Source organism: Mycobacterium sp. KBS0706, assembly GCF_005938675.2.
Lineage (GTDB): Bacteria > Pseudomonadota > Alphaproteobacteria > DSM-16000 > Inquilinaceae > Inquilinus.
The window spans coordinates 55,615-74,453 of sequence record NZ_VCCH02000039.1 but is presented as its reverse complement, the minus strand read 5'-3'; the positions used below and the strand labels follow the sequence as shown (position 1 = coordinate 74,453).

Annotated in this window: 19 protein-coding genes and 1 pseudogene; 10 read left to right on the top strand and 10 right to left on the bottom strand. The window is 70.1% G+C overall.

The window, feature by feature from the left end:
• Together FFK22_RS21365 and FFK22_RS21360 are read right to left on the bottom strand one after the other, a co-directional pair.
• Window positions 1-1,625 (bottom strand): potassium/proton antiporter (locus FFK22_RS21365; RefSeq protein ID WP_143956853.1); only part of this gene is annotated, 1,625 nt, incomplete at its 3' end.
• Window positions 1,626-2,000: 375 nt separating this feature from the next.
• Window positions 2,001-2,552 (bottom strand): TetR/AcrR family transcriptional regulator, encoded by a 552-nt coding sequence (locus FFK22_RS21360; protein ID WP_306770145.1) that lies wholly within the window; start codon window positions 2,550-2,552, stop codon window positions 2,001-2,003.
• Here FFK22_RS21360 and FFK22_RS21355 point away from each other — a divergent pair.
• The gene (locus FFK22_RS21355) at window positions 2,515-2,991 is read left to right on the top strand and encodes a nuclear transport factor 2 family protein (protein WP_221938750.1); all 477 of its coding nucleotides are present in this window, start codon (window positions 2,515-2,517) and stop codon (window positions 2,989-2,991) included. The two genes, FFK22_RS21360 and FFK22_RS21355, sit on opposite strands and share 38 nt — an antisense overlap.
• Here the strand turns inward: FFK22_RS21355 and FFK22_RS21350 are convergent, their stop codons facing one another.
• Complete coding sequence (locus tag FFK22_RS21350; RefSeq protein ID WP_138891064.1) at window positions 2,992-4,179, bottom strand: M20 family metallopeptidase; 1,188 nt, start codon at window positions 4,177-4,179, stop codon at window positions 2,992-2,994.
• A gap of 179 nt (window positions 4,180-4,358) precedes the next feature.
• Here FFK22_RS21350 and panE point away from each other — a divergent pair, with 179 nt between their 5' ends.
• Complete coding sequence (panE, locus tag FFK22_RS21345) at window positions 4,359-5,282, top strand: 2-dehydropantoate 2-reductase (protein ID WP_138891063.1); 924 nt, start codon at window positions 4,359-4,361, stop codon at window positions 5,280-5,282.
• A gap of 97 nt (window positions 5,283-5,379) precedes the next feature.
• Here panE and FFK22_RS21340 read toward each other — a convergent pair whose 3' ends face one another.
• The gene (locus tag FFK22_RS21340; protein WP_138891062.1) at window positions 5,380-6,042 is read right to left on the bottom strand and encodes an isochorismatase family protein; all 663 of its coding nucleotides are present in this window, start codon (window positions 6,040-6,042) and stop codon (window positions 5,380-5,382) included.
• Between the two features lie 144 nt (window positions 6,043-6,186).
• On the opposite strand from FFK22_RS21340, the gene FFK22_RS21335 reads away from it, so the two are divergent.
• On the top strand, window positions 6,187-7,074 hold the full coding sequence (locus FFK22_RS21335) for a LysR family transcriptional regulator (protein WP_138891061.1): 888 nt from the start codon (window positions 6,187-6,189) through the stop codon (window positions 7,072-7,074).
• A 42-nt stretch (window positions 7,075-7,116) separates the two neighbouring features.
• On the opposite strand, the gene FFK22_RS21330 is transcribed toward FFK22_RS21335, so the two are convergent.
• The gene (locus tag FFK22_RS21330) at window positions 7,117-7,932 is read right to left on the bottom strand and encodes an SDR family NAD(P)-dependent oxidoreductase (RefSeq protein WP_138891060.1); all 816 of its coding nucleotides are present in this window, start codon (window positions 7,930-7,932) and stop codon (window positions 7,117-7,119) included.
• A 125-nt stretch (window positions 7,933-8,057) separates the two neighbouring features.
• Between FFK22_RS21330 and FFK22_RS21325 the strand changes: the two genes are divergently transcribed.
• Window positions 8,058-8,654: a TetR/AcrR family transcriptional regulator gene (locus tag FFK22_RS21325; RefSeq protein WP_306770144.1), complete on the top strand. Its 597-nt coding sequence runs from the start codon at window positions 8,058-8,060 to the stop codon at window positions 8,652-8,654.
• A 24-nt stretch (window positions 8,655-8,678) separates the two neighbouring features.
• On the opposite strand, the gene FFK22_RS21320 is transcribed toward FFK22_RS21325, so the two are convergent.
• The gene (locus FFK22_RS21320) at window positions 8,679-9,539 is read right to left on the bottom strand and encodes a LysR family transcriptional regulator (protein ID WP_138891059.1); all 861 of its coding nucleotides are present in this window, start codon (window positions 9,537-9,539) and stop codon (window positions 8,679-8,681) included.
• Between the two features lie 157 nt (window positions 9,540-9,696).
• Here FFK22_RS21320 and FFK22_RS21315 point away from each other — a divergent pair, with 157 nt between their 5' ends.
• The 3 genes and pseudogenes from FFK22_RS21315 to FFK22_RS44485 all read left to right on the top strand — a co-directional run.
• Window positions 9,697-10,533, top strand: coding sequence for an oxidoreductase (locus FFK22_RS21315; RefSeq protein ID WP_138891058.1), 837 nt, complete (start codon window positions 9,697-9,699; stop codon window positions 10,531-10,533).
• 11 nt (window positions 10,534-10,544) lie between these two features.
• Window positions 10,545-10,844 carry an EthD family reductase gene (locus FFK22_RS21310; RefSeq protein ID WP_138891057.1) on the top strand — a complete coding sequence of 100 codons (300 nt, stop codon included), beginning with the start codon at window positions 10,545-10,547 and terminating at the stop codon, window positions 10,842-10,844.
• Between the two features lie 167 nt (window positions 10,845-11,011).
• A pseudogene (locus tag FFK22_RS44485) lies at window positions 11,012-12,220 on the top strand (MFS transporter); the annotation flags it as partial.
• A 142-nt stretch (window positions 12,221-12,362) separates the two neighbouring features.
• Here the strand turns inward: FFK22_RS44485 and FFK22_RS21300 are convergent.
• Entirely contained in the window at window positions 12,363-12,968 is a 606-nt protein-coding gene (locus FFK22_RS21300; RefSeq protein WP_138891056.1) for a CGNR zinc finger domain-containing protein, read from the bottom strand.
• 173 nt (window positions 12,969-13,141) lie between these two features.
• On the opposite strand from FFK22_RS21300, the gene FFK22_RS21295 reads away from it, so the two are divergent.
• Both FFK22_RS21295 and FFK22_RS21290 read left to right on the top strand, forming a co-directional pair.
• Window positions 13,142-14,002, top strand: a complete 861-nt coding sequence (locus tag FFK22_RS21295; RefSeq protein WP_306770143.1) for an alpha/beta fold hydrolase — start codon at window positions 13,142-13,144, stop codon at window positions 14,000-14,002.
• 143 nt (window positions 14,003-14,145) lie between these two features.
• Entirely contained in the window at window positions 14,146-14,865 is a 720-nt protein-coding gene (locus tag FFK22_RS21290) for a hypothetical protein (protein WP_143956852.1), read from the top strand.
• A 28-nt stretch (window positions 14,866-14,893) separates the two neighbouring features.
• Here FFK22_RS21290 and FFK22_RS21285 read toward each other — a convergent pair whose 3' ends face one another.
• Both FFK22_RS21285 and FFK22_RS21280 read right to left on the bottom strand, forming a co-directional pair.
• A complete protein-coding gene (locus tag FFK22_RS21285; protein ID WP_138891053.1) occupies window positions 14,894-15,961 on the bottom strand; it encodes a quinone-dependent dihydroorotate dehydrogenase in 1,068 nt (355 codons plus the stop codon).
• On the bottom strand, window positions 15,958-16,311 hold the full coding sequence (locus tag FFK22_RS21280) for a DUF952 domain-containing protein (protein ID WP_138891052.1): 354 nt from the start codon (window positions 16,309-16,311) through the stop codon (window positions 15,958-15,960). Before FFK22_RS21280 ends, FFK22_RS21285 begins: the two co-directional genes overlap by 4 nt.
• A gap of 301 nt (window positions 16,312-16,612) precedes the next feature.
• Here FFK22_RS21280 and FFK22_RS21275 point away from each other — a divergent pair, with 301 nt between their 5' ends.
• On the top strand, window positions 16,613-16,831 hold the full coding sequence (locus FFK22_RS21275) for a hypothetical protein (protein ID WP_138891051.1): 219 nt from the start codon (window positions 16,613-16,615) through the stop codon (window positions 16,829-16,831).
• Here the strand turns inward: FFK22_RS21275 and FFK22_RS21270 are convergent.
• Window positions 16,815-18,821, bottom strand: a complete 2,007-nt coding sequence (locus FFK22_RS21270) for an MHYT domain-containing protein (protein WP_138891050.1) — start codon at window positions 18,819-18,821, stop codon at window positions 16,815-16,817. The two genes, FFK22_RS21275 and FFK22_RS21270, sit on opposite strands and share 17 nt — an antisense overlap.
• Window positions 18,822-18,839 lie beyond the last annotated feature (18 nt).

Below are 18,839 nucleotides of genomic sequence, written 5' to 3'. Positions count from 1 at the left end.
TCGCCGATCTCGACCCGGCCGCCGAAGCCGTCCTGCAGGAAGGCGCCGACGGTGCGGGTCTCGGCCGGGTCGGGCAGGGCGAAGCCGTAGCTCTCGGCCACCTCGGCCAGCGGCGCCTCGGCATGCAGGGTGAAGTCGCCGAAGAAGTCGCGGTCGTCCTCGGCCAGCCGGGCCGGGGTGGCGAACAGCCGGTCCAGCAGGCGCACCTGCTGCGGCGGGGTGAAGATGTAGACCTGGTCGCCGCTCTGCAGCCGCCCGGCATGGTGGATGTCGACCGACTGGCCGTCGCGCACGATCAGCGCCGGCCGGGCCCAGCGCGGGATGCGCTCGCCGCGTGCCACCGGGCTCTGCGCCGCGATGCGGTAGACCACCAGCTCGTGGTTGGCGCGGCCCGGCAGCTCCAGCTCGACACGGTCGACCGGGCCGATCCGCGGCGGCACGATCAGGCCCAGCCAATGGGCCAGAGGCCGGATGGTCCAGCCCTGCAGCAGCAGCGAGACGATCACCACCAGGAACACGCCGTTGAACATCGTCCGCCCGTCCGGCAGCTGCGCGATCAGCGGCAGAATCGCCATCAGGATCGACACCGCGCCGCGCAGCCCGACCCAGGCGACGAAGGTGGTCTCGTTGCGCGAAAAGCCGTAGGGCAGCAGGCACAGCCAGACCGCGATCGGCCGGGCCACGAAGGTCAGCGCCAGGGCAACGGCCAGGGCCGGCAGGGCCACGGCGGGGAACTGCGACGGCGTGGCCAGGAGGCCGAGGGTCAGGAACATGCAGATCTGGGCCAGCCAGGTCATGCCGCTCTGGAACCGGCGGATCAGCGCGGCGGCGCGCAGCGTGGCGTTGCCGGCGACCAGGCCGGCGACATAGACGGCGATGAAGCCGGACCCGTGCAGCATGCCGGTGGCGGCAAAGATCAGCAGAGCGAGGCTTAGCACGATCACCGGATACAGGCCGGGGTCGAGGCTGACCCGGTTGATCACCCGCACGATCAGGAAGCCGCCGGCCAGGCCGAGGGCGATGCCGATGCCGGCCTCCATCGTGAAGTGGGTGAGCAGCGACCAGGTCAGGGCGTCCGCACCGGTGCCCAGCCGCGTTGCCTCGACCAGCGCCAGCGTCAGGAAGATCGCGATCGGGTCGTTGCTGCCGGATTCGATCTCCAGCGTCGACCGCATGCGGTCGCGCAGGGTGATGCCGCCGACCCGCAGCAGGAAGAACACGGCCGCGGCGTCGGTCGAGCTGACGATGGCGCCGGTCAGCATCGCTTCGTACCAGCCGAAGCCGAAGGCGTAGCGGGCGGCGACGGCGACGATGCCGGTGGTGATCAGCACCCCGGCCGTGGCCAGGGTGAGGGCCGGGGCGGCGGCTGCGCGGAAGCTGTGCAGCCGGGTCTCGAAGCCGCTGTCGAACAGGATCAGCGCCAGGGCGACGCTGCCGATGAAATAGGCCCCGGGCGCATCGTCGAAATGGATCTTGCCGATGCCGTCCTCGCCGGCGCCGAGGCCGACCGCGAGGAACACCAGCAGCAGCGGGGCGCCGACCCGGAACGAGATCAGGCTGGTGAAGACGCTGAGCGCAATGAGGCCCGCCGCGACGAGAATGGCGAGGTTCATCGCCTCGATCATCGGTGCCTGTTCCTCATGTCTGGGGTCGCGGCCGCAGCCGCGCGACTCGCCTCCTGCAATCCACCCCGGAAAGGTGACGGAAATCGGGCCCGTTGGCGAGGTCTCTGCCGACCCGCATTCCCCGAACCCCTTACGCCCTGCGTCACCTTGCGGTGAGTCGAATGAGGGCGCGGGCCGCGAAGAGCGTATCGGGTCATACGGTCGAGCGGCCCGCGCCCGCAGGCGGCCGCCGCAAGGTGACCCTCCGGGCCGGTTGAACCTGCCGACATGGTGCGTCGAACGGCTTGCGCGATGCGCAGCATCGCGCTGCGCCGCTCTCCTGCCCTGTCGGCAGGTTGAACCGGCGCAGGACGCAAGGGGTTCGGGGAATGCGGGTTAGTCCAGAGCTTTCACCGCGGCGCTGGCGGCGGCCAGCAGCTGCTCGCGGGACGCGCCGTCGCGGGCCTGCAGCGACAGCCCCTGGAGCATCGTGCCGAAGAAGGTGGCGAGGCCGTCGATATCGGTGCCGGCCGGCAGGTCGCCATCCTCGACGCCACGCCGCAGCCGCCGGCGGATCCGCTCGGTGGTCTCGCGCCGCAGGCCGGCGAGATGCAGGCGCAGCCCGTCATTCTCCGGCAGGCCGTTGACCAGGCCGAGGATCAGCATGCAGCCGCGGGCTCCGGGCGAGGCGAGGGCGATCTCGGCGCTCGCCGTCAGCATGCCGAGGATCGACTCGCGGGTGGTCGCGCCTGTCTCCAGCGCCTGCATGCTGCCGGCGCCGTCGGTGGCCAGATAGCGGTCGAGCGCCTCGCGGAACAGCGCTTCCTTGGGGCCGAAGGCGGCATAGAAGCTGGGCGGGTTGATGCCCATCGCCGCGGTCAGGTCGACCAGCTGCGCCCCCTCATAGCCCTTGGCCCAGAACACCTCGATCGCGCGCCGCAGCGCCACGTCGCGGTCGAAGCTGCGCGGCCGGCTGACGGTGATCGATGCCTATTTCCGCCGAGCGGACAGCCGCGACCCGGCCTGGCTCGACCTGTTCACCGAGAATGTCGAGCTGTTCTTCCCGAAATTCGGCCTGACCCGGGGCAAGGCGGCGCTGGCCGAGTTCAGCGCCCGCCTCGCGGCCGAGCTGGAGAGCCTGGAGCACGACATCCCCGGTCTGCGCATCATCGTCGCCGGCGACACCATCGTGGTCGAGGGCACCGAGGCCGGCGTCACCCGCAGCGGGGTGCGCTGGCCGGACGGGGTGGTGTCGCAGGGCCGGTTCTGCGACGTGTTCGACTTCGCGGGCACGCGGATCCGCAGCATCCACATCTATGTCGACCCCGACTTCACCAGCGCCGACCGCGACCGCGTCCGCCTCCTGCGCGGCGCGGCCGCCGCCTGATCAGGACAAGAGCTCGACCGCGCTGCGCGCCAGCGCTGCGGCGCCCAGGCCGATGCAGCGTTCATCCGGCTGGTAGTCGGAATTGTGCAGGTGGTCGTGGCGTCCCGGCTGGCTGGCGCCGACCCGCAGATGGAAGGACGGCACCCGCTCGGAGAAGAAGGAAAAATCCTCGGCGCCGAAGCCGGGCGTGGTCTCGTGCACGACGTCGCCGAACTGCGCCCGCACCGCGGCCACCGACGCCTCCAGCACGCGGCTGTCGTTCATCAGCGGCGGCACGCCCAGCTGGTAGTCGAGGTCGCAGGTCACGCCCTGGGTCAGCTCGATGCCCTGGACGATCCGGCGGATCGCCGCCTCGGCCGCCGTCCGCGCCTCGGGCGACCGCGCCCGCACCGTGCCGCGCAGGGTGCAGGTGTCGGGGATGATGTTGTGGGTGGCGCCGCCGGCGATGCTGCCGACCGTCACCACCGCGCCCTGGGCCGGGTCGATGGTGCGCGACACCACGGTCTGCAGCTGGGTCACCAGATAGGCGGCGGCAACGATCGGGTCGGCCGCGTCCTGCGGCCGCGCCGCATGGCCGGACCGGCCGCGCACGGTGATGTCGAAAGTGTCGGCCGAGGCGGTGCTGGCGCCGCGCAGATAGCCGAACTCGCCGGTCGGCATGGTCGGGCTGTTGTGGAAGGCCAGCGCCATGTCGGCGCCGTCCGCCGCCCCGTCGACGATCATCGCGGCCGCCCCGCTCTCCGGCGTCTCCTCGGCCGGCTGGAACACCAGGCGCACCGATCCGCGCAGCCGCGGCGCCAGGTCCTTCAGCACGGCGCCGACGCCGATCAGCGTCGCGGTATGGATGTCGTGGCCGCAGGCATGCATCTTGCCGGGCACGGTGCTGGCGAAGGGCAGGCCGGTCATCTCCTGGATCGGCAGCGCATCCATGTCGGCGCGGATCAAGAGGCAGGGGCCGGGGGCGCCACCCTCGATCTCGGCGACGATGCCGGTGCGGCCGATGCCGGTGCGGTAGGGGATGCCCAGCCTGTCGAGCTCTGCCGCCACCACGCCGGCGGTGCGCTGCACCTCGAAGCCGATCTCCGGATGGGCGTGGATGTCGCGCCGCACCTCGACCAGACCGGGGGCGATGGCGTCGACCGCCGAGTCAATCGAGGCGCCGATGTCGTTGATGCCGCGCGTATCCATGGACCGGTGATCTCCCCTCGAACCGACAAGGATTCGAGTCATTGCACCCGGGCAGGGCGCCGTCCACCCCCGCAATTCGCAGCCCAGGCAGCGCCTTTACATCTGGCGGAACGGCACCCAGCTTGGCCGGAAGGGACATGGCCGCCCGGGCTCGGGCCGCGGGCAGAACGGAGCAAGCGATGCGTGTGTTGGTTGTCGGCGCCGGCGCCACCGGCGGGTATTTCGGCGGCCGGCTGGCCCAGGCCGGCCGCGACGTCGCCTTCCTGGTGCGGCCCGGCCGTGCCGCGGCGCTGCGGGCCGATGGCCTGCGCATCGTCAGCCCGCATGGCGATGCCACCCTGGCGCCCCGTCTGGTCGCCGCCGATGCGATCGACGGCCCCTATGACACGGTGCTGCTGGCGGTGAAGGCCTATGGCCTGGCCGGGGCGATGGCCGATCTCGCCCCCGCCGTCGGGCCGGAGACCATGATCCTGCCGCTCCTGAACGGCATGCGGCACATGGACCTGCTGTCGGCCCGCTTCGGCTCCGCTGCGGTGCTGGGCGGCGTCTGCAAGATCGCCGGCACGGTCGATGCCGAGGGCCGGATCGTGCAGCTTGCCCGGTTCCACGAGCTGGCCTATGGCGAGCGCGACGGGACGCCCTCGGCCCGCACCGACCGGCTCGATTCGGTGCTGCGCGGCGCCGGCTTCGACGCCCGGCTGACGCCCGAGATCGAGCGCGAGATGTGGCAGAAATGGGTGATGTTGGCGGCGCTGGGTGGCATCACCTGCCTGATGCGCGGCAGCACCGGCGAGGTCGTGGCCGCGCCCGGCGGCGCCGATTTCGCCGGCCGCTTCCTCGACGAGGTGGTGGCGGTGGTCGGCGCGGTCGGGACGCCGCCCGGCAGCGCCTTCCTGGCCAACACCCGGGCCCTGCTGACCGAGCCCGGCGCCGGCCACACCTCGTCGATGTATCGCGACCTGCAGCAGGGCGGCCCGATCGAGGCCGATCAGATCATCGGCGACCTGCTGGCCCGCGGCCGCGCCGCCGGGATCGACACCCCGCTGCTGGCCCTGGCCGCGACCCATCTCGCGGTCTATCAGGGCCGCCTCGCCGGCGGGTAGAACGGGATGAGTCAGGCATGATCATCGCCTGCGGCGACGATCATGCTCACTCGCGCGGGAGGGTGGCGAAGCGCGGAACCTCGCCACCCCGTCCGGATCAGAAGCCGGCGCCCTGCAGAGTCTCCACCGGGGTGTTGAGCAACTGCTGCTCCCACAGGAACGCGATACCGATGCCCGCCGCATGCTGCTTGAGCACCTCCACGAACTCGGCGGTATGCTCGGTTCGCGCATGATCGCGCAGCCATTCGGACGCAAGTGCCAGCCACGTCATCACATTGGCGCCGGCGGCAATCATGCGCTGAATGGCGACCTCATGGGCCTCGAGGGAAACCGCGCCGCATGCATCGGTGACGACCGTAACGTCCCAGCCCTCGCCAAGCGCGTGGATCACCGGCATCGCGACGCAGATCTCGATGTAGAGGCCTGCGATGATCAGCTGCTTGCGGCCCGTCGCTTTCACGACGTCGACGACCTTCTTGTCTTCCCAGGTGTTGAGGGTGGTGCGATCGATCACCTCCTGGCCGGGGAAGACTTCGGTGATCTGCGGAAAGATGAGGCCGCCGCGATCGGCGATGACGCTGGTAATGATGGTCGGAACGCTAAAGGCCTTGGCGGTTTTCGCAAGGGCCGCCGTATTGTTGACCACGGTTTGCGGATCGTGGCTGTTGACGTTCGCGAGCTGGAAAGGCTGATGGTCGATCAGGACGAGGACCGAATCTTCGGGACGGAGAAGCGAGTCGAGGCCATTGCGAAAGCTCATGATGATCTTCTGTGCCGTTTGATGGGAGGGCTCGCTGAGACACGTGCCAGGAGGCGCGTTGCCTGGGCAGAGCGTTGCCATTCTCCCGTTTGACGCGGTAGTCCGCCTTCAAGACACGCTGTGTCGCGCAACGGGGAACGGCGAATGGATATCGAAGAGTTGCGAACCTTCGTGGAGGTCGCCGATGCCGGGGGTGTCTCGCCTGCTGCGCGCCGTCTGGCCGTCTCGAAATCGATCGTCAGCCGGCGGCTCGCCCGGCTCGAAGCGGATCTCGGCGTCCAGCTGCTTGCGCGAACGACGCGGGGCGCTGCACTGACGGAGGCCGGGACCGCCTTCCGGGACTCTGCCGCGCGGGTCTGCGCCGAGATCGACAACGCGAAGGAGATGATCCTGCCCGCCGGTGAGCTCCGCGGCCGGCTTCGGATCGCGGCGCCGCTCACCTTCGGCCCGACCCACCTGGCGCCCGTGATCGCGGAGATGGGGCGGCGCCATCCCCGGCTGGAAATCCACACCTGTTACAGTGATCGCTTCGTCGATCTCATCTCGGAAGGGTACGACTGCGCGATACGGATCGGATATCTGCCGGATTCCCACCTGATCGCCCGCCGCGTCGGACCGATCCATGCCAGGCCCGTTGCCAGCCCAGGCTATATCCGCAGGCACGGAGCGCCGGAGACACCGCACGAGCTCCTCGCCCACGAGGCGATCACGCAAATCAATGAGAGCTGGCATTTCATGGATGGCGACAAGAAGATCACCATCCGCCCCCAGGGCCGGTTCAAGGCTGACAATGGCACCGCCCTGATTTCCGCTGCAGTGGCGGGATTGGGCATTGCCTGTCTTCCCAACGGAGTTACTGACGATCATGTGAAGGCTGGCGAGCTGGTGCCGATCCTGACCCGCTATCCACTGCCTGAGGCAGGGATCTTCGTGGTCCGCTCGCCAGGCCAGCATCCCACGCGTAAAATCCGGGTGCTCACCGAGATGCTGATCGCGTGCTTTGGGCCTCGTCCGCGCGACGAGGGAAGCTGACGGCGATCCTCGATGATGCGACCGGCCCATCGAGCCAGGCGCTCAGCGGCCCACCGCCAGCTGGGCCACGTCCTGCCACTGCTCCCAGCCGGCGAGACGCCTTTCGTATTCTGCTCGCATCATCTCCAGATTGTGCGTGCCGAAGAACACCCTGAGCGGCGGCTCGGCGGCGTCGGCGATGCGCAGGATGGCCGCGCCGCTGGCGGCCGGATCGGCGAATTCGGCGTCGCGCCACCGCGCCAGCCGCCCGGCGCGGATCTCGTCATAGGCGGGGATCGGCTCGGCCTGCTCCATCGACGATCCCTTCCATTCGGTGGCGTAGCCGCCGGGCTCGATCAGTGTGACCTTGACGCCGGTGCCGGCCAGCTCGCCCTGCAGCGCCTGGCTCATCCCCTCCAGCGCCCATTTCGAGGCGTGGTACAGGCCCAGCATCGGGAAGGCGTTGACGCCGCCGACCGAGGACACCTGGATGATGTGGCCGGATCCTTGGGCCCGCAGGATCGGCAGCGCCGCCTGGGTCACCCACAGCGCACCGAACAGGTTGGTCTCGATCTGCGCCCGGGCCTGCGCCTCGCTGACCTCCTCGACCGCGCCGAGCAGCCCGTAGCCGGCGTTGTTGACCACCACGTCCAGCCGGCCGAACCGTTCCCGCGCCGTCGCCACCGCCGCGAACACCGCCGCCCGGTCGGTCACGTCCAGCCGGATCGGCGCGACCTGGGCGCCATACTCATGCACCAGGCCGCACAGGCTGGAGAGGTCGCGAGCCGTCGCCGCGACCTGGTCGCCGCGGGCCAGCGCCGCCTCCGCCCAGGCCCGGCCGAGCCCCTTCGACGTGCCGGTGATGAACCAGACCTTCATGTCGTCCTCGTCGAGAATAGAAAACGGAGGGTCCTCCGTTTTTCCTATCTAATCGGAGGCCCCTCCGTTTTCAACCGGCGCCCCATATGATGCATGATGACGGTCCTGGATCGGCGAGGAAGGGCGTGACGGCGTTGGACGGGCAGGAGACGCAGGAGGCAGCGGGGCGCGCCGACGCCCGGCGCAACCGCGACCGGCTGCTGGAAGCGGCGGCGGAGCTGTTCGGCGCGGTCGAGGGCGAGGTCACGCTGTCGGCGGTGGCGGCCCGGGCCGGAGTCGGCATCGGCACGCTCTACCGCCATTTCCCGACCCGTGAGGCCCTGGTCGAAGCGGTGTACCGCAACGAGGTCGACCGGCTATGCGCGGCGGCGGAGACGCTGCTGCGCGACAGGCCGCCCGAGGAGGCCCTGGTCGACTGGATGGACCGCTACGCCGCGATGATCGCGGCCAAGCGCGGCATGGCCGAGGTGCTGACCCGGGCGCGGGACTCCGATTCCGAGGGCATGGCCCGGACCAAGGCGCGGATCCGGCAGGCGATGGCGCTGCTGCTCGACGCCGCCGCCAGGGCCGGGGCGATCCGGGGCGATGCCGATCCCGACGACGTGCTGCTGGCGGCGGCCGCCGGCATCTGGTCGATCGCCGGCCAGCCCGACTGGCGCCAGCGCGCCGGCCGGCTGCTGCGCTTGGTGCTGGACGGGCTGCGCTACCGGCCGGGCGGGTAGGGCGGGCGGGCCGGGGTCACCGGGTCAGGACTGCGCCGCCGCGATGTGATGGGTCACCGTGGCGATGAAGGCCCGCAGACGGTGAAGGCGCCGCATGTCGCGATGATAACCCATCCAGATATCCCGGTCGGGTGGCTCCGCCGGCAGGTTGAGCCGGCGCAGGCCCGCCATCTGATCGCCGACCACCTGCGGCAGAACGGCGATGCCGACGCCCATTCGGCACATGCGTCCCTGCACGTTCCGATTGTTCGACCGCAGGACGGGCCTCGCATTCGGGAAGCTCTCCTCGAGCCAGGCGATATCCGGGAACTGGCCCGTCGACGTGTCATGGGTGATGAGCCGGAAGCCCGTTCCATCGCCATAGGCCGGCTCGGGGGAATCCGCTGCGACATAGGCCCCGTAGGCCAGCCGGACCAGCCGCCGCTGCACGATGTCGGGCGCGTTGAACGGGACGATCCGGAAGGCGATGTCGGCCTCCCGCTGGGCGAGGCTGAACAGGCGGGTGCCCGTCAGGATCTCGATATCGACGTTGGGATAGGCCTTCGCATAGTCGGCGATGATCGGCGGCAGGACATAGGCGCCGAACCAGTCGGCGGACGATATGCGCAGGCTGCCCTGGAGATCCTGCTCCTGCCCGGCGAGCCGCCGTTCCATGGCCAGGGCGCCTTCCTCCATCTGCTCCGCCATGGCGATGACGGCGTTGCCCTCTTCCGTCGGAACGAAGCCGTCAGCCGTCCGCTGGAACAGCGTGTGACCGGTCGCCTGTTCGAGCGCCCGAAGGCGGCGCCCGACCGTCGGATGGCTCAGATGCAGCGCGCGGGCGGCGCCGCCCAGCGTGCCGGCACGGGCTATGGCCAGAAAGATCCGGACGTCACTCCATTCCATCTGGCTGCCCCACAAAAGTGAACGAACACCGTTCGATATTGTCAGTTATTGTACAGATCTGATCATCCCAAATCCACCTGCAGCGAGCTTGGAAAGGCGAGCCGCTCGGGGCCGCGCGTGAAGCTGGCCCTCGCCCGGCGCATCGCAGGAGGATTTGGTGAAAACTTGGCTGATCACCGGTTGTTCGACCGGTCTGGGGAAGAAACTTGCTGAGGCGGTCGCAGGGCGTGGCGACCGGCTTGTCGCCACCGCGCGCTCAGTCGATGCCTTGCAGGCGTTGTGCGACCGTTACCCCGATACGGTCCGCGGCATAGCGCTCGACGTCACCCAGCCCGGCGCCGCCGTGGAGGCGGTCGCGCTGGCCGAGAGCGCCTTCGGTGGCCTCGATGTCCTGGTGAACAACGCCGGCTTCGGCTTCATCGGGGCGATCGAGGAGGCGGAGCCCAGCGAATACCGGCCGGTGTTCGAGGCGAATGTGTTCGGCCTGATCGAGACGACGCGCGCCGCGCTGCCATCGCTCCGCAAGCGCCAAGGAGCCTGCATCGTCAATCTGTCCTCCGGCGCCGGCATCGCCGGTTCCGCGGGCTTTGGAATCTACAATGCGACGAAGTTCGCGGTGGAGGGCTTGTCGGAAGCATTGGCGGATGAACTCCGCCCCCTGGGGCTGAACGTCATCATCGTCGAGCCCGGCCCCTTCCGCACCGAGTTTCTCGGCCGCTCGATCGCCACCGCGGCGCGGGAGATTTCTGCCTACGCCGGCATCGTGCAGGCGAGGCGGCAGTATCGCGAGACCAACAACGGCAGGCAGGCGGGCGATCCCGCCAAGGCCGTGGCCGTGATGCTGCAGGCCATCGATTCCGGGCATCCGCCGCTGCACCTCCCGCTCGGGCCGAGAGCCCACGCGATCGCGGAGCGGAAGCTCGAAGCCTTCCGCGCCGACATCGCCGCCTGGCGCGACATCTCCATCGCCACCGATTTCGACACTCAAGGCTGAGGAAGCCCACCATGACCACGATGTACGTGACCTATGCCGGCGATGCCGACACGCGCTTCGACCGCGAGCATTGGATCAACGTCCACTTCCCGCTCGTCCTCGAATGCTGGGGCCCCTACGGGCTGGAGCGCCTCGCCGGCTTCTTTCCACAGGGGGATGGCGGCGGCCTGATCGCCATCGCGACCTGTGTCTTCCGGGACGAAGCTGCCATGAGGATGGCGCTGGCCTCGCCGGAGTCGGCGCGGGTGATGGCCGACGTGGACCTCGTCACGGCCGTCAAGCCGCAGCGCAACCTGGCGTCCCCTCTCTGAGGGGCGCCACCGAGACCGCCGCTGGAGCGGCCTGGCCGGGTCCGCGATGGCGGCAGTCACCATCAAGAACGGAAGCATCCGTGAGCACGATAGAATCCCAACCGGAAACCCCGCCGGCTCCCCGGCCCCGGGGTGATGTTGCCTCGCCCGACCCGCGCCGCTGGGTCATGTTCGTGATCCTGCTGGTCGGCGCGTTCTTGCCGCCGCTCGATTTCTTCATCGTCAATGTCGCGCTGCCCTCGATCCGCGGGGAATGGGACGCCTCGTCCTCCGCCGAGCAACTGGTCATTTCCGCCTATGCCGGGCTCTATGCCGTGACGCTGATCACCGGCGGGCGCCTTGGCGATCTCTATGGCCGCAGCCGGGTGTTCCTCATCGGGCTGACGGGCTTCGCCGCGGCATCGATCCTGTGCGGCTTTGCCTGGTCGCCATGGGCGCTGGTCGCCGGGCGCGCCTTGCAGGGCGTGACGGCGGCGGTGATGGCGCCGCAGGCGCTCGCATCGGTGCAGGCGATCTTCCCTGAAAGCGAAAAGCCGCTCGCGCTCAGCCTCTATGGCGCGGTCTTCGGCCTGGCCGCCGTGGTCGGCCAGGCGCTGGGCGGCATCCTGATTTCGCTCGATCTCCTGGCCCTGGGCTGGCGGGCGATCTTCCTGGTCAACCTGCCGGTGGCGATCCTGGTCGTGCTGTTCGGCATTCCGCTGCTGAAGGAAACGCGCGCGCCGGATGCGCACAGGCTGGACCTTGGCGGCTCGGCGCTGTCGACGGCGACGCTGGGCGCCCTGATCGTGCCGCTGATCGAGGGGCGCGAGGCGGGCTGGCCGCCCTGGTCCTGGCTGTCGCTCCTGGCGGCGCCGGTGCTGGCGTGGCTGTTCTGGCGCTACGAGACCCGGCTGGCCCGGGCGGGCGGCACGCCCCTGATCGATCCGGCCGCCATGCGGACGCCGGGGCTGGGCCGCGCGCTGCTGATCGCGCTGCTGTTCTACGTGATCGCGCCCTTCTTCCTCCTGTTCTCGGTCTATCTGCAGGACGCGATGCACGCGACCGCGCTGGGCGCCGGCCTGGTCTTCCTGCCGTTCGGTGCGGGATTCCTGCTGGGGCCGCTGTCGACCCCGTTCTGCCGGCGTATCCTCGGCGCCGCTGTCAATCCGGTCGGCATGGGGCTGGAGGTTGCCGGGTTCGCCGGCCTTGCCTGGGCCATCGTGGCGGCGCCGGCCGGCGTGCCCCCCGCGCCCGTGCCGCTCGCCGCCATCCTGTTCGTCATCGGTTTCGGACAGGGGCTCGCGCTGCCGACCCTGATGCGGATGGTGACGGGCCGCGTCGCGCCGGCCTTTTCCGGAATGATCGCCGGCGTCGCCGTCTCGACCCTGCAGGTCAGCACTGCGCTCAGCGTCGCGGTGATCGGCGGGATCTTCTACACCGTCCTCGGCGCGCGCACCGATCCGGCGGCCATCACCCAGGCCTTCATCGTCGCTATCCTCTGTATCGCCGCCTGCCTTGCCATCGGCGCGGGTCTAAGCGTTACCCTCGCCCGGCGGCATGCGCGCTGTGGCGCGATGCCTTTTCGCGGTTCCCGCAGGTTCGCATGCTGCACCAGCGGCGTTTTCCGCCGCGGGACGTGTCAACGAAGAGCCACCCGCAGCGAGGGCAGGAGCGCAGCCTGTCGTCAGGCAGGGTGAAGAAGGCCTCGACCGACAGCATGGCCAGGAAGGCGGCGACGGCCTCCGGGTCCTGCCACTGGACGGCGTCGGGCTCCAGTCTTGTCCCGCACAGTTCGAGCGGTCCGGCCGAGAGCCCGTTCGCGGCGCGCCGGAACAGCAGGCCGAGCGCCTCCGCCGGCGGCGACCCGGCGGCGGCGCGCGCCGCGAAAACGGCGTACGACGCCTCCCTGACCTCCCGGACCCGCTCGACCAGCCCGGCGTCGGCGATGCCGGCAACCGCCTGCGCCTGAGCATCGTCGGCCAGGCCCGCTGCGCGGAGCCAGCCGCCGACATCCCTGGCGGATTTCAGAAGCTCGTTGTCTTTCGCGGGCATTCGCCTGTCGAAAACGGCATTGGCAAGGTCGAGGGCAGCATGCCCGCCGACGAAATGCTCGGGCAGCCACATCGTATCCTCGTCGTCCGGCATGGAACTCAACCGCTGAACCGTCGTTATAAGGTTAGAAAAAGCTAACCCCTATCGCATGAATATCCGGTTTCGACGCATCGGAACAGCGCGAAGAACGGCGCGCGCCTTCCGCGGGTCGATCCGGCAGATCGAAGGAGACGCCTATGCTGGACGTTCACAAGACCAGGCATCGGATGATCGAGGTCGACGGGGTGACCCTGTTCTATCGCGAGGCGGGTTGGCCTGAGGCAAGCGGCGTGCTGCTGCTGCACGGCCAACCCAGCTCGTCATACAGCTTCCGCGACGTCATAGGCCCGCTAGCCGAAGTGACGCGCGTCGTGGCGCCCGACCTGCCCGGCTTTGGCTTCACCGAAGCGCCGGACGACTACCCGTACACGTTCGAGGCCATGGCCCGGACGGTCGACGCGCTGACGCGCGAGATCGGGCTGGAGCGGTTCTTCCTGTACGTCCATGATTTCGGCGCGCCCGTCGCCTACGCCCTGGCGCTGGCACGTCCCGACCGCGTGCTGGGACTGATCATCCAGAACGGCAACGCCCATGAGGAGGGCCTGGGCCCGGATTGGGACGGGAACAAGGCCTATTGGGCCGATCCCACGCCCGAAAACCGCGCGAAGCTTCCCGAATGGCTGAACTTCAGGGGCGTGCGGCACACCTATGTCGGCGACATCCCCGACCGACTCGCGCCGCTGTTCGCGCCGGATGGCTGGCACCTCGACTGGGAGCGCATGAGCCGGCCGGGACTCGTGGAGATCCAATTCCGCATCTTCGCCGACTATGGGGCCTATGTCGCCCGGTTACTGGAAATCGCGGCCTATCACCGCGACCATCAACCGCCCGCGCTCCTGCTCTGGGGCCGGCACGACCCGTATTTCGAGATCGACGAGGTGCTCGCCTATGCCCGCGAACTCGACCGGCTGGACATGCATGTCTACGACGCGGCGCATCTCCTGCTCGAGACGCACCATCGGGAATGCGCGGCGCTGATGCGCGACTTCATCCTGAATGTGCAATCGGGCGTGGCGAACGGCGCCTGAGGCTGCCTGATCTCGCCAGACCGAGGCCGGCTATACAGGACGCGCCCGGCCGGAGGCCCGGCTCTGCAGCCCGGCCGGTTCCGCCATGTCGTTAAACACAATGTTCATTGCGCAGGCGGCTCGTTATGTTCATGATATGTTCTATGAACAAGCCGCAGTCCGCCTCCGCCTCCTCCGTCCCGCCGGGCCTCGACCCGGATCGGGCGGAGCGCGCTGCGCGCATGCTCGACCGCTTCGCCGAGATGGCGATGGAGCAGGCCGAGGCGATGCATCAGGCCGCGCTCGCTGCGGCCAAGGCCGGCGATCCCGCCGCGGCCAAGGCGTTCTCGGCGATCTTCGACGACGCCGGCCGCAGCCTGCGCCGGTCGCTGGCGCTGCAGGTCCGGCTTGCCCGCGAGCAGCAGGAGACGACGGAGAAGAAGGCCGCCGCCGTCCGGGCCCGAAGCGAGGAGAAGGCGCAGCGCCGCCGCCAGGTGGCCCGCGCCGTCAACCGGTCGATCGACGCCGACGACAAGATCGACGCCAAAAAGGCCGAGCGGCTCTCGGCCGAGCTGTGGGAGCGGCTGATTGAGGACGAGGATCTCGACGCCGAGCTGGCGCTTCTCGACCATCCGCTCGAGGAGGTCGTCATCCATCTCTGCCGCGACCTGGGCATCCGCCCGGACCCGGCCTGGCTGGACCCGGACCATTCCGGCGCCGACGGCTGCGCGGCGAAGGCGGATGACTCCGGGTCGTCGGGTTGGCCTGAAGACGGGCCGGACGCAGGCCGGTACTGGCGCTTCACCGAGCCCGGCTGGTACGACCTGGAAACCTGCAAGAAGCTGAGCCGCCCGCCCTGGGAACTGAAGCCGAACAGCAGTTGAGGAACCGATGTGGTGCAACCGTGCAGGTCTAGTGCAGATCGGCGCCGACCGCCTCGGCGACCGAGCGGAAGCCGTCGGCGCGCAGCCGGCCGGCCAAATCGCGCTTGATCTCGCCCACCAGACCGGGGCCGCGGTAGGCCAGGGCGGTGTACAACTGCACCAGGCTGGCGCCGGCGCGGATCTTGGCATAGGCGTCGGCGCCGCTGGCCACGCCGCCGACCCCGACCAGCGGCAGCCGGCCGGCCATCAGCTTCGCCATCCGCCGCAGCACCGCGGTCGATGGCTGCATCAGCGGCTTGCCGCTCAGCCCCCCGGGTTCGCCGGCCAGGTCCGCCGGCAGCCCGGCCGGGCGGGCGATGGTGGTGTTGGACACGATCAGCCCGTCGATGCCGGCGGCCAGCGTCACCTCGGCGAGATCCTCCAGATCCTCCGGCGTCAGGTCGGGGGCGATCTTGACCAGGATCGGCGGCCGCGCCGTGCCGTCGGCCCGCGCCGCGGTGACGGTGGCCAGCAGGCGCTGCAGCGGCTCGCGGCTCTGCATCGCCCGCAGGCCCGGCGTATTGGGCGAGGAGATGTTGACGACCAGGTAGTCGGCCAGCCGGGCGAAGGCGCGGATGCCGGCGGCATAGTCGGCGTCCGGGTCGCGGCTGTCCTTGTTGCGGCCGACATTGATGCCCAGAAGCCCGGACACTGCGGCGCCGTTGAGCCGCCGCGCCTCCAGCCGGGCCACGGCGGCGGCATGGCCGTGGTTGTTGAAGCCGTAGCGGTTGATCAGCGCCTGCTGGTCCGGCAGCCGGAAGGCCCGCGGCCGCGGGTTGCCGGGCTGGGCCCGCGGCGTGACGCTGCCGATCTCGACGAAGCCGAAGCCCAGCCGCAGCATCGGGTCCACCACCTCGGCATCCTTGTCGAAGCCGGCGGCGAGGCCGATCGGGTTGGCGAAGCGCCGGCCCCACAGCGTCACCGCCAGCACCGGGTCGTCGGGCTCGGCCACAGTCGGGCCGAGGCCGAGCTTCAGCGCGGTGATGGTGGCCCGATGCGCGGTCTCCGGCGGCAGCGCCTTCAGCACCGGCGCGGCCAGGGCGAAGAGGCGGCTCACCTGGCGACGGTCGGGAACAGCTGCGGCGGGAAGACGTGGCGGCCGTCGACCAGCGGCAGCGGCGCCACGCCCTGCACCGCGGTCAGCGGCACCTCGGCATGGAGATGCGGGAACAGGGCCCCGCCGCGCGACGGCTCCCAGCGCAGCGCGTCGCCCAGCGCCGCCGGGTCCACCGCCACCAGCACCAGCCCGTCCTGGCCGGCGAAGTGGCGGGATGCGGTCTCCTCGGCCTGTTCGGCGGTCGAGAAGTGGATGAAGCCGTCCCGGTGGTCGACGGCGGAGCCGCGATAGGCACCGGCGGCCACGGCCGCCGCCCATTCCGCGGCGCTGCAGATCTTGAAGATGGTCATGGCGGGCGAACCCTAGGGAAGCGGTCCCCGCCCGTCAATCGCGGGTCCGATCCGTCGATCATGAGCGTTGCAGAATGCGAATCGTATGTGGCTGCGCGTTGCAAATTGCGAGTGCCGGAACAGGTTCAAAAAGTGTCATGGAGACAATGTTGCTTCATTTTTGCCATTTTAGAAATAAACCTTCATTTTCGCTCATATGACCCGAGTCTCATCCGTCACCCCGGGCCATCAGGGCCGGTTCCGCCACTTGGCACGGCCCTTGCAACCAATGGTTGGCATTGAACTCAGGGGAGAAGCCCAAATGGGCGACATTGCGATGACGGATAACCTGGCGGTTCTCGAGCTGAAGACGCCGATGACCTATGCCCTCGACATGGTGACGGCGATGGGCGACCCCGGCATCTCCACCGTGCCGACCAAGCCGACCGCCGGCATGCTTGCGGCGGGCGCGCGGGCGGGCGGTGTCACGGTCGAGGTCGCCTGGCGGGTGTTCCAGGCGATGGTCAACGTCGCCGACTGACCGGCCGGCCGAGGCTGAGCGGCTGGGGCTCGATCACGGCCCCACCGCCGGCCTCGTCGCCCACAGCCTCGGTGCCGGTCGGCAGCAGCAGGGTGATGCGGGTGCCGACTTCGGGCGTGCTGTCGATCATCAGCATGCCGCCGTGGCTTTCGACCAGCGCCTTGGCCAGCGGCAGGCCGAGACCCGATCCCTCGCGCGGCCGGCGTGACAGCTTGCGGGCCTGGCGGAACGGCTCCAGCGCCAGGGCGATCTCCTGCTCGGTCATGCCGATGCCGGTGTCGGCCACGGTGAGGCGCACCGATCGCGCCACCGCCGCCGCCTCGATCGTGACGCGGCCGCCATCGGGCGTGAACTTCACCGCATTGGTCAGCAGGTTGATCAGGATCTGGCGCAGCCGCAGCGGGTCGGCGGTCAGCAGCGGCAGGTCGCGCGCCACGCGCTGCTCGATGGCGATGCCGTGCGCCTCGGCGCGCTGTGCCACCAGGCTGACCGCGTCCTGGATCTCGCTGCCCAGGTCGATGGGCTCCGGCTGCAGCTCGAGCCGGCCGGATTCGACCCGCGACAGGTCCAGCACGTCGTTGACCAGGGCCAGCAGGTGCTGGCCCGAGCGGTGGATGTCCTCGGCATAGCCGCGATAGCGCTCCGGCAGCGGCCCGAGATGGGCGTCCCGGATCAGCTCGGAGAAGCCGAGGATGGCGTTCAGCGGCGTGCGCAGCTCATGGCTCATATGGGCCAGGAAGGTGGTCTTGGCATTGTCCGCCGCCTCGACCGTCCGCATCGCCTCGCGCATGCGCTGCTCGGCCACCCGCTCGGCGCTGATGTCGAGATGCGCCACCACGGCGCCGGCGGCGCGGCCTTCGGCGATCGGGGCCGCCAGCAGGCGGATGGTCCGGCCGGCCGCCACGGCGCCGATCATGTATTCGACCGGGGCCGCTGGCCGGATGCCCTGGACCACGCCGGCCAGATGCACCCGCACCTCGGCGCCCGCCGCGCCGGCGGCGCCGCACAGCGCGAAATAGTCGTCGCCGGGGCGGGATCCGCCGCCGACGAAGCGCTCGCGCTCGCCCGGCCATTGCCAGGGCGGATTCGCGGTCAGGATGGTGCCGCGCTCGTCGATCAGCGCCAGCGGCATCGGCAGCGCGTTCAGGGTGGCGGCATGGCGCTCGTCCAGCACGTCGAGCTGGCGCCGGGCCTGCAGCTCCGAGATCCGGCGGTCCAGCCGGGCGGCGATCACGGCCAGGGCGAAGACGACGATGGCGGCGGCGGCGATCAGCCCGGCCAGGATCGCGGGCGCCATCGGGACGCCGGCGACCTCGGCATGGGCGGCGGGATCGGGGACGAACCGCGCCGCGGCCATGCCGATGAAATGCATGCCGCTGATCGCGGCCCCCATGACCAGGGCGGCCAAGATCCGCCGGATGCGCCCGATATCGGACAGCGCCAGATGCAGCGCCGTGGTGGCGGTGACCAGGGCGACCAGCACCGACAGGGCCAGGGCGACCGGGTCGTAGACGATGCGGCCGGGGGCCAGGATCGCGGCCATGCCGACATAATGCATGCCGGCGATGCCGAGCCCCAGGCACAGGCCGCCGGCCAGGAGCGGCAGCGGGGTCGCCCGGTCCCCGTGTGCGGTCGCGCCCGGCGCCGCCCGGCCGAGCGCGGCCACGGCGAAGCCGGCGCCGGTCGCCACCGCGGCGATCAGCAGCGACAGCAGGGTCAGCGGCAGATCGTAGGCGAAGCCGACCGGCAGGTGCAGGGCCAGCATGGCGATGAAATGCATCGACCAGATGCCGCCGCCCATGGCCACGGCGGCCCCGGCCAGCCACAGCAGCCGCGCCGCGCCGCGGGCGACGCGGATGCGCTGGCCGAGATCGAAGGCGACGGAGGAGGCGAGCACCGCGACCAGGATGGCCAGGGCCACCAGCCAGTGGTCGTGGCCGGCCAGCAGCGAATGGGACAGGCTATTATCGCCGGTGAAATGCATCGCCATTCCGGTCGGGCGGCCGGA